The sequence below is a fragment of the Faecalimicrobium dakarense genome (assembly GCF_000499525.1).
GTDB classification, from domain to species: domain Bacteria; phylum Bacillota; class Clostridia; order Peptostreptococcales; family Peptostreptococcaceae; genus Faecalimicrobium; species Faecalimicrobium dakarense.
The window spans coordinates 1-8,879 of the sequence record NZ_HG529292.1 but is presented as its reverse complement, the minus strand read 5'-3'; the positions used below and the strand labels follow the sequence as shown (position 1 = coordinate 8,879).

Annotated in this window: 8 protein-coding genes, 1 tRNA gene and 1 pseudogene; 2 read left to right on the top strand and 8 right to left on the bottom strand. The window is 28.3% G+C overall.

The window, feature by feature from the left end:
• Nucleotides 1–10: 10 nt before the first annotated feature.
• Nucleotides 11–1,288 (bottom strand): aminotransferase class V-fold PLP-dependent enzyme, encoded by a 1,278-nt coding sequence (locus BN899_RS06620; protein WP_081712186.1) that lies wholly within the window; start codon nt 1,286–1,288, stop codon nt 11–13.
• A 131-nt stretch (nt 1,289–1,419) separates the two neighbouring features.
• Here BN899_RS06620 and BN899_RS06615 point away from each other — a divergent pair, with 131 nt between their 5' ends.
• Entirely contained in the window at nt 1,420–2,118 is a 699-nt protein-coding gene (locus tag BN899_RS06615; protein ID WP_042273977.1) for a pseudouridine synthase, read from the top strand.
• A 64-nt stretch (nt 2,119–2,182) separates the two neighbouring features.
• Nucleotides 2,183–2,440 (top strand): hypothetical protein, encoded by a 258-nt coding sequence (locus BN899_RS06610; protein WP_042273976.1) that lies wholly within the window; start codon nt 2,183–2,185, stop codon nt 2,438–2,440.
• 61 nt (nt 2,441–2,501) lie between these two features.
• On the opposite strand, the gene nhaC is transcribed toward BN899_RS06610, so the two are convergent.
• The 7 genes and pseudogenes from nhaC to BN899_RS06575 form a co-directional block, all read right to left on the bottom strand.
• Complete coding sequence (nhaC, locus tag BN899_RS06605) at nt 2,502–3,923, bottom strand: Na+/H+ antiporter NhaC (protein ID WP_042273975.1); 1,422 nt, start codon at nt 3,921–3,923, stop codon at nt 2,502–2,504.
• A 521-nt stretch (nt 3,924–4,444) separates the two neighbouring features.
• The gene (gene kal, locus BN899_RS06600) at nt 4,445–4,825 is read right to left on the bottom strand and encodes a 3-aminobutyryl-CoA ammonia lyase (RefSeq protein WP_042273974.1); all 381 of its coding nucleotides are present in this window, start codon (nt 4,823–4,825) and stop codon (nt 4,445–4,447) included.
• Between the two features lie 279 nt (nt 4,826–5,104).
• A pseudogene (locus tag BN899_RS20780) lies at nt 5,105–5,946 on the bottom strand (3-hydroxybutyryl-CoA dehydrogenase).
• A gap of 13 nt (nt 5,947–5,959) precedes the next feature.
• A complete protein-coding gene (locus tag BN899_RS06590) occupies nt 5,960–6,733 on the bottom strand; it encodes an enoyl-CoA hydratase-related protein (RefSeq protein ID WP_042273972.1) in 774 nt (257 codons plus the stop codon).
• 173 nt (nt 6,734–6,906) lie between these two features.
• A complete protein-coding gene (locus BN899_RS06585) occupies nt 6,907–7,650 on the bottom strand; it encodes a hypothetical protein (protein ID WP_052356687.1) in 744 nt (247 codons plus the stop codon).
• Between the two features lie 224 nt (nt 7,651–7,874).
• A tRNA-Met gene (locus BN899_RS06580) sits at nt 7,875–7,950 on the bottom strand.
• An 83-nt stretch (nt 7,951–8,033) separates the two neighbouring features.
• Nucleotides 8,034–8,807: a YdcF family protein gene (locus BN899_RS06575; protein ID WP_052356685.1), complete on the bottom strand. Its 774-nt coding sequence runs from the start codon at nt 8,805–8,807 to the stop codon at nt 8,034–8,036.
• Nucleotides 8,808–8,879 lie beyond the last annotated feature (72 nt).

The following is an 8,879-nucleotide window of genomic DNA, read 5'->3' as shown; positions in this document are numbered from 1 at the left end:
TTTTTTATAGTTAATTATTTTTTGCTATATACTCCAAGGCATTTAAGAATATATTTGCTTCTTCTATAGTATTATAAAGGCCTAAACTAGCTCTTATCATTCCGATATTTTCTAAACCGCTAGATACATCAATATAAGCATTCATATCACTTATATTTAATAATCTATATACATATGGATGAGCACAGAACTTTCCGCATCTTAGTGCTATTGCCATATCTTTTGCCATTTTTTGAGCTACCTTTTCATAGTTCATATTTTTAACATTAAAAGATATTACTCCTAATCTATCTTGAGTATTTACACTATCTCCATAAACTATAAGATTATTAATTTTATTCATTTCTTTTATAAGATGATCTTTTATATCAGATTCATGTTTAGATATATTATCAAATCCAATTTCTTTTAAATCTTTTAGAGCTTGTACCATACCCATAACACCTAAAAAGTTTTGAGTTCCGGCCTCATGAAGTTGCGGAGGTAAGCCCCAAAGTACATTATCATCAAATACTCCTTTTACACATCCTCCACCTTTTAAAAATGGATCTACATTAGATAAATCTTCTACAAGTCCAACTAATGCTCCACTTCCAAAAGGTGCATATGCTTTATGAGCTGAAAATGTTAAAAAATCAATTTGTTCGTCATCAGTTTCACCCTTCATATTTATTTCTTGATGGGCTACAAGTTGAGCTGCGTCTATTATTATTTTAGCATCATACTTATGGCATATTTTAGCTATATGATTTATAGGATTAACATAGCCAGTCACATTTGAAGCCGCTGTTATAGACACATATTTTATTCTACCTTTATTTTCTATAAGTTTTTTTTCTATATCATCTATATTGACTCTACCAAATTCATCTACATCTATATATACTACGCTTGATGAATATCTCCATGGTAAATCATTAGCATGATGTTCCATTCTTGTAGTCATAACCTTTATATCTTTACCTTTAATCAATATATCAGAAAGTATATTTAAACTTTCTGTATCTGATTTTGTAAATACTACAGTATGGGTATTACTTTCTTTAAGATTAAAAAATTTTAATACTTCTTCTCTTGCATCTTCAAATTTTTGTGTACATATATCTCCTTTTTGACCAAGACCTCTTGATATTGGTCCATAATACTTTATATCTTCTAAAATAGTATTTATTACACTTTTAAAAGGAGGCGTTGTTGCTCCATTATCAAAGTTTATAGGAACTATATATGAGCCATTTTGAAGTTTTACAGGAGTTTCTATTCCTTCAAATAAATCTCTATAATTCATCGTATTATCACCCCTTATACAACAATATATGCATATCTTCACCAAAAGTTCTTATTATTACACCCCTTGATTAAGATTATTAACTATAATATACTTAATAAGTTATCATGTAGTATTATAAGGAGACATTTATGAGATTAAATAACTATATTAGCTCGACTGGAATATGTTCTAGAAGAGAAGCAGATAAATTAATTCAAAGTAAAAAAGTTTTGATAAATGGAGACGTGGCACAAATAGGGCAAGTAGTAAATCCGGGAGATGTTGTAAAGGTTAATGGTAAAAGATTACATCAAAAGAAAAATGATGTTTATATCGCGCTTAATAAACCCGTAGGTATAACTTGCACAACAGAAAGGCATATAAAAGGAAATATTATTGATTATATAAATTACCCTGAGAGAATTTTCCCTGTTGGTAGGCTTGATAAACCATCAGAGGGGTTAATTATACTAACAAATGACGGTGATATAGTAAATAAAATATTACGTTCTGAAAATAACCATGAAAAAGAATATGTTGTAACTGTTAATAAAAATATTACACCAGAGTTTATAAATAATATGTCAAATGGAGTTCGCATATTTAACCCTGTTAATAAGAAACATGTAGTTACTAAAAAATGTCCTGTTACTAAAGTAAATAATCGTACATTTAAAATAGTATTAACTCAAGGGTATAACAGACAAATACGTAGAATGTGTGAAACTTTCAATTATGAAGTTCAAAAACTAAAACGTGTTAGGATAATGGATTTAACATTAAATGGTATAGCACCAGGTAAATGGAGAAGACTAACTCCTCAAGAAGTTAAAGGCTTAATAGATTAAAACCTTCATTTGGGAGGTTTTATTTTTTTTTATTAGCATATATCTAGTAATAGGAAGTGATTTAATGAAAAATACCTATTTGGCAAAGATAATAATCTCATTTTTACCAGTACTTTCTATAACCTTACTTCTTTTTTACATATTCTTTGATTTAAACTCCAAGATTGGTGGATTAGGATTTATACTATTTTCTATTTACGATACATTTGAAATATTTATATCATTAAAAAATAAAAATGATTTAAATACCTTAAGTTTACTTTTAAACTTAATAATGCTAATATTAGGTATTCAAATGATATTATATCCATCTATATTTTAAAAGACCTGACTTAAAAGTCAGGTCTTTTAAAATATAGATGGATTATCTACAAATTTTTATATTACATATTAATATCTTTTGCTTCTTCAGATGGTAACTTTTCCATCGTTATTCCTGTAGCTGCATAGAATAATGATACTAATGGATTTATCAAGTTTAAAAATGCAAATGGTAGGTATGCAAATGGATGTATTCCTAATGTAACCCACATATAAGCTCCACATGTATTCCATGGAATAAGTGGTGATAAAAGTGTCCCACTATCTTCTAATGCTCTTGATAAATTCTTAGGATGTAGTCCTCTTTTTCTATACTCATCTTTATACATTCTACCTGGTAAAACGATAGATAAATATTGCTCTCCTGTAACTAAGTTAGTAAATAGGCAAGAGAATATTGTAACAAATACAAGACCAAAAGTTCCTTTTGCAAATTTTAAAAGTGCGCTAGCTATCGCTTCTAACATTCCTGTTTTTTCAAGTATTCCTCCAAGTGTTAAAGCACATAGTATAAGAGAAACTGTCCACATCATACTATCTAGGCCTCCACGAGTTAAAAGTGCATCAACTTCTGCAATTCCAGTTGTTGATTCAAATCCATAATGAGCTGCGTTTATTATTTCTCCTAAGTCTGCACCTTGGAATATTGCAGCAAATACTCCTCCTAATAAAGTTCCTATTACAAGACCTGGTATAGCAGGCATTTTAAACACAACCATAAGTATAACTATAACTGGAGGTATTAGTAGTACTGGAGATAAAGTATTAAATGATCCTTCTAAAGCATTTCTAATGGCTTCTATTTGAGTTAAGTCTAATTCTTTTCCTGCATATTTCATACCTATTATTCCGTATAAAACAAGTGCTATTAACAAAGCTGGACCTGTAGTGTAAATCATATGTTTTATATGTTCAAATAATGTTGAACCTGCCATAGCTGGTGCTAAGTTTGTAGTATCTGAAAGTGGCGACATTTTATCTCCAAAATATGCCCCAGATATTATCGCTCCCGCTACAAGAGGAGCTGGCATGCCAAGACCTTGACCTATACCAATTAATGCTATTCCAACTGTACCAGCTGTAGTCCATGATGAACCAGTAGCTAAAGATACTATTGAACATATTAATGTAGTAGCAACTAAGAAAATTCCTGGAGATAGTATCTTTAATCCCCAATAAATCATAGCTGGAACTGTACCACTTAGTATCCAAGTTCCAATTAATGCTCCTACTATCATAAGAATTAATATAGCTTGCATTGCCATTTTTATAGTATCTAAAACGCCTTCTTCCATTTCCTTCCATGTAAATCCTAATCTAGTAATACCTATAGTTGCTGCTACAACAGCTCCTAATATTAGTGGAATGTGAGGGTCTGCACCTAATTTAACTAGTGAATAAGCTAATACTGCAATTAAAAATATTATTGGTATTAATGCTTCACCTAAAGTTGCTTTCCTTTGGGTTTTTGGTTTTGTATCCAAATTACTTCCTCCTAATTTAAATTAACAGAATATTTATCATTTTCTGTTAATTAATTATATTTATATTTTTTTACTTTTATTACACACTTCTGTTAAAAATTTCAGTTACTGCAAAACTTGCTACATCCTCGTCAAATTTTCCTGGCCCAAACCCTGGATCATATCCTAATTCTTTTGCAGGTTCATAAGTTATCTAATTCTCCATTTGATGAAGCTAATACACCTCTATTTAAGAAGACGTTGTCCGAAAAACCAACTCTAACATTTCAACCTAGAAGCATACTTAATATTACCATTTCAAATTGATCCTTTCCTATACCAAAAAATGTAAAATACCAGAAACTATAAAATTTTCAGTTTCTGGTATACTTTCCTTCATAAATATTAATTTACTCCCATAACAAAGTTAAAATGCATATTATCATTTATAAAACTTTATTTAACCTTATATACGTATCTATCATGCCCTTATCAAATACTTCTATTTCTGGATTACCCCCTAGATCTATTATTTCTAACTCCTAAGATCTTTGTTTACCCTTAGGTACTACACAAGTACCACTTGCTTTGCATACAACTATGGGTTCTAATAAATAATCCGCTGCTGATTCATTTATATCAGTTCTTGGTATAACCACTTTTTTAGCTTCAAATTTCATTTTTCTTGAAGTTGTTCCAAAACCAATTATTTCTCCTATTACTTCTATATAATCCCCTGCATAAACTGGAGCAATAAACTCTACCTCATCATAAGCTTTAAATAATCCTTCATCTCCATCATTTCTTATTAATAATTCAGTTGCTACATCTCCAAATAATTGAAGTATTTTAGCTCCATCTACTAAATTACCACCGTAATGTGCATCATTTAATCCCATTCTCATTTTTAAAGTACATTTCATATATATCCCCCTGATTTTGAATTTATTTATTTTTTAGGCTATTTATTAATTCTTTTACTACCTTATTTTCATCTCCTACAATGACTATATCTGCTAATTCATATAGGACATCCAAACTTTCCTTTGAACCTATTCTACGTACAGCTGATACTAATCTACTGTCTCATACTGGAATCTTTCTTCTTCGTTTATTTCATGTGTAATAGGTGATACTTTATTTTGTGCAAATGCTTTATACATTTGCTTTAATAATTCTTATTTATCCACTTTTTTCAGCCCTTATTTATAATCATAAAATCCCTTGTTCGTTTTTCGTCCTAAAAGTTTAGCTCTTACCATTTTTTTTAGTAATGGATGAGGTCTATATTTTGAATCTCCAAATTCACTGTATAACACTTCCATTATATTTAAGCATACATCTAACCCTATAAGATCTCCCAAAGCTAAAGGTCCTATAGGATGGTTTGCACCTAATTTCATAGCCTCATCTATATCAGAAGCCGTTGCTACTTTGTCTGCAAATATACCTATGGCTTCATTAATCATAGGCACTAATATTCTATTTACTATAAACCCTGGTGCTTCATTTACTGTTACAGGAGTTTTTTGTATTTGATTAGATAATTTAAAGATAGTATTATGAGTTTCTTTTGAAGTGAACATACCGTCAATTATTTCTACTAATTTCATAACTGGCGCAGGATTGAAAAAATGCATTCCGATTACTTTATCGGGTCTTTTTGTACTAATTGATATATCTGTTATTGATAATGAAGATGTGTTTGTTGCTAGTATTGTTTCTTTTTTACATATATTATCTAGTTCTTTAAAGAGCTCTTTTTTTCATCTATATTTTCAACTATTGCCTCTATTACTAAATCGCAATCTTTTGCCTTATTTATATCTGTTGTTATTGTAATATTTGATAATATTTTTAATTTTTCTTCTTCTGTTAATTTCCCTTTCGTAACACTTTTCTCTAAATTTAGAGTTATAGAATTTACTGCTTTTTCTATGCTTTCAATATGCAAACTTCTAATGATTACTTCATTATTATTAGAAGCTAAAACTTGAGCGATACCACTACCCATAGTTCCACTTCCTATGACCATTACTTTCATAAAATACCCCCCATTAAATATTAAATTTTGCTTGTCTTTTTTCTAAAAAAGCACTCATACCTTCTTTAGGATTATCATTTGAAAAACATAAGCTAAATAAATAATTCTCTATACTAATAGCTGTATCAATATCCGTTTCATACCCTTTATTTATGGCATTTTTAGAGTATCTGATAGCTAATTGGCTTTTAGAAGATATTTTTTCAGCCATAATTATAGCTTCTTTCATTAATTCATCTGGTTCTACAACTTTATTAATTAAATTTATTTCATAAGCTTCCTTTGCTTTAATAACATCTCCTGTATATATAAGCTCTTTAGATTTTCCTGTACCTACTAATCTTGCTAACCTTTGTGTCCCTGAAAAACCAGGTATAATTCCAAGGCCTACCTCTGGTTGAGAAAATTTTGCTTTCGAACTTGCAATTCTAATATCACAACTCATAGCAAGTTCACAACCTCCTCCTAAAGCAAAACCATTTATAGCTGCTATTATGGGCTTGTCTAAGGTTTCTATTTTTCTAAATACATTGCTTCCTTTCATAGAAAACTTTCTAGCCTCTTCAACACTCATATTTTTCATAGCTGATATATCAGCACCTGCTACAAATGCCCTACCTTGTCCAATTATTATCCCCACATAAAGTTCTTCATCTTCTTTAAGTATATCTATTGCTTTGTCTAACTCATTTAGCAATTCTTCATTTAGTGAATTTAAGTATTCTTCTCTGTCTATTTTGATAATGTAAATGTTATCTTTCTTTTCACATATTAAATTATTAAACATTTTTACACCATCCTTATCTTTTATTTAATAAAGCATATGAAGATAAATATCTATATATGATAAATAAATAATTTTTTGTATAAAATTTAAAAATTTATTATATAATTTATCGAAATAACGTATACATTAAACATATGAAAAATCTATTTATTAAATAAGAGAATATAAAAGGCCTAAAAAATAAAATCAATGGCTAAATTATTATCCAATATTAAGATAAACTTCTCATACTCACAATCTAAAACTTCTTTAATCTCATAAGCTCTATAGCCATCTATTAAAGTTTTAATACCTTTTTCACTTTTAGATAAATTTTCTAATTCTTTACTAGATTCGTACACTTTAAGTAGTTTCTCTACTGTTTCCATAGTTTTATCATCTAAAAATATTATCTTTCTAACTTTTGGATTAGTTGATTTATATCTTTGTATCCTATCAATAGACATGTATTTTAATAAATTCTTTACGCTTTTTGTGTAAGTTTCTTTCGCTAATGTAGGTTTTACTTTATACTGTTTATACCAATTATAAGATTTAACTATTCCACCCATATCATATAATTTTTTTAATAACTCTATATTATTTTTAGAAATAGAATTAAATTTATATCCATCTATACTTTCACCAAATTTTTTTAGCACGTGATATTTTCCATTTATGTATTTTCCCAATATCCAATATCCTTCTATATATTCATGTGTATAATCTAGCTGACAATGAGTTTCTCCTCTAGACTTAAAATTCCAATGGTCAGATATTCTTAAGCTTCCCTCTGGCTTATGAGTCCAAGATATATCAGATGTATTATAGTAAGTATCACTATAAGGGCTTTTAACTATATTTTCAAATTTATTTATTTCTTCTATTACTTGTTTAGGCATTATTTTAGATTTTTGAGCTATTAATATACTTTTCATATAAATCTCCTTATACTACTGTAATTTAATATTAAGTTTTCCAATTAGTATTTAATTATTTCTAAATATAAATAGAATATAAAAAATACCACCATTATTTAAATATTGGTGGTATTTTGCTATAGTTGAATTTATCATTTATTTTTTTATTTGCAGATATTTTTCCTCAGTTAATTAAAAAACTCTTATATCAATAGATATAAGAGTTATATTTATACTTATTTTGGTTGCGGAGGCAGGACTCGAACCTACGACCTTTGGGTTATGAGCCCAACGAGCTGCCAACTGCTCCACTCCGCGATACTATACTTTATTTTTATTACTTAAGTATATAATATCATACTTATTACAATATATCTATACTTATTTATTTTTCACAAATTCTAAACACTATTAGATAATCTAAATATAGCAGCTTTTACTACATATATTACCATAGCTGGATATTCTCTAACTGTGTAGTAAAGTTTTCCGGATAGTGAACTTTGTGAAGATAATCCTTCATTTTCTAAACCTAATATATGGGCTATAATTCTTGATCTAAGTAAATGATAGTCATTGGTAACAATAATTATTTTCTCTTTGTTTTTTCCTTTTAATATTCGCTTACTATATATTAGATTTTCAAAAGTTGTTGTTGATTTATCTTCTTTAATAATTTGTTTTGAATCTACTCCTTTATCTATTAAATATCTATACATTGCCTCAGCTTCAGATATGACTTCATCCTTACCTTGTCCACCCGATACTATGATTTTAATGTCTTTATTTTTATTATAATACTCAAGTGCTTTATCTAGTCTTGCCTTTAAGGTTTTTGATACTTCTTTTCCATTTATAGCAGCGCCTAAAACTACTAAATATTCTATATTTTCATGGGATTTTACATTTTTATTTTGATTGATGTTTAGAAGAATTGCACTTTCTATTATTAGAAATGTTGATACAAATATTATTATAATAGTCTTATAGATTTTATATACTGTATTTATCCATTTAATATTTTTACTGTACGCTATCTCTTTAAATATTTTTACTCCATAAATACTCCACATACCAAATATAAGAATCATTGATGATAAGCTTAATCTCCATTCAATTATCAAAAGTATATTTAAAGCAATTATACTGAATATAATATAATAATATTTTTTCATATTTTGCCTCTTTCATTTTTACTTTTATTTTATAATATATCAATATTTTTTTCAAATTTTAACATATAAAAA

Coding starts and splice junctions, on each gene's coding strand:
- BN899_RS06620 (WP_081712186.1), bottom strand. CDS start 1,288: ATGAATTATAGAGATTTATTTGAAGGAATAGAAACTCCTGTAAAACTT.
- BN899_RS06615 (WP_042273977.1), top strand. CDS start 1,420: ATGAGATTAAATAACTATATTAGCTCGACTGGAATATGTTCTAGAAGA.
- BN899_RS06610 (WP_042273976.1), top strand. CDS start 2,183: ATGAAAAATACCTATTTGGCAAAGATAATAATCTCATTTTTACCAGTA.
- kal (WP_042273974.1), bottom strand. CDS start 4,825: ATGAAATGTACTTTAAAAATGAGAATGGGATTAAATGATGCACATTAC.
- BN899_RS06590 (WP_042273972.1), bottom strand. CDS start 6,733: ATGTTTAATAATTTAATATGTGAAAAGAAAGATAACATTTACATTATC.
- BN899_RS06585 (WP_052356687.1), bottom strand. CDS start 7,650: ATGAAAAGTATATTAATAGCTCAAAAATCTAAAATAATGCCTAAACAA.
- BN899_RS06575 (WP_052356685.1), bottom strand. CDS start 8,807: ATGAAAAAATATTATTATATTATATTCAGTATAATTGCTTTAAATATA.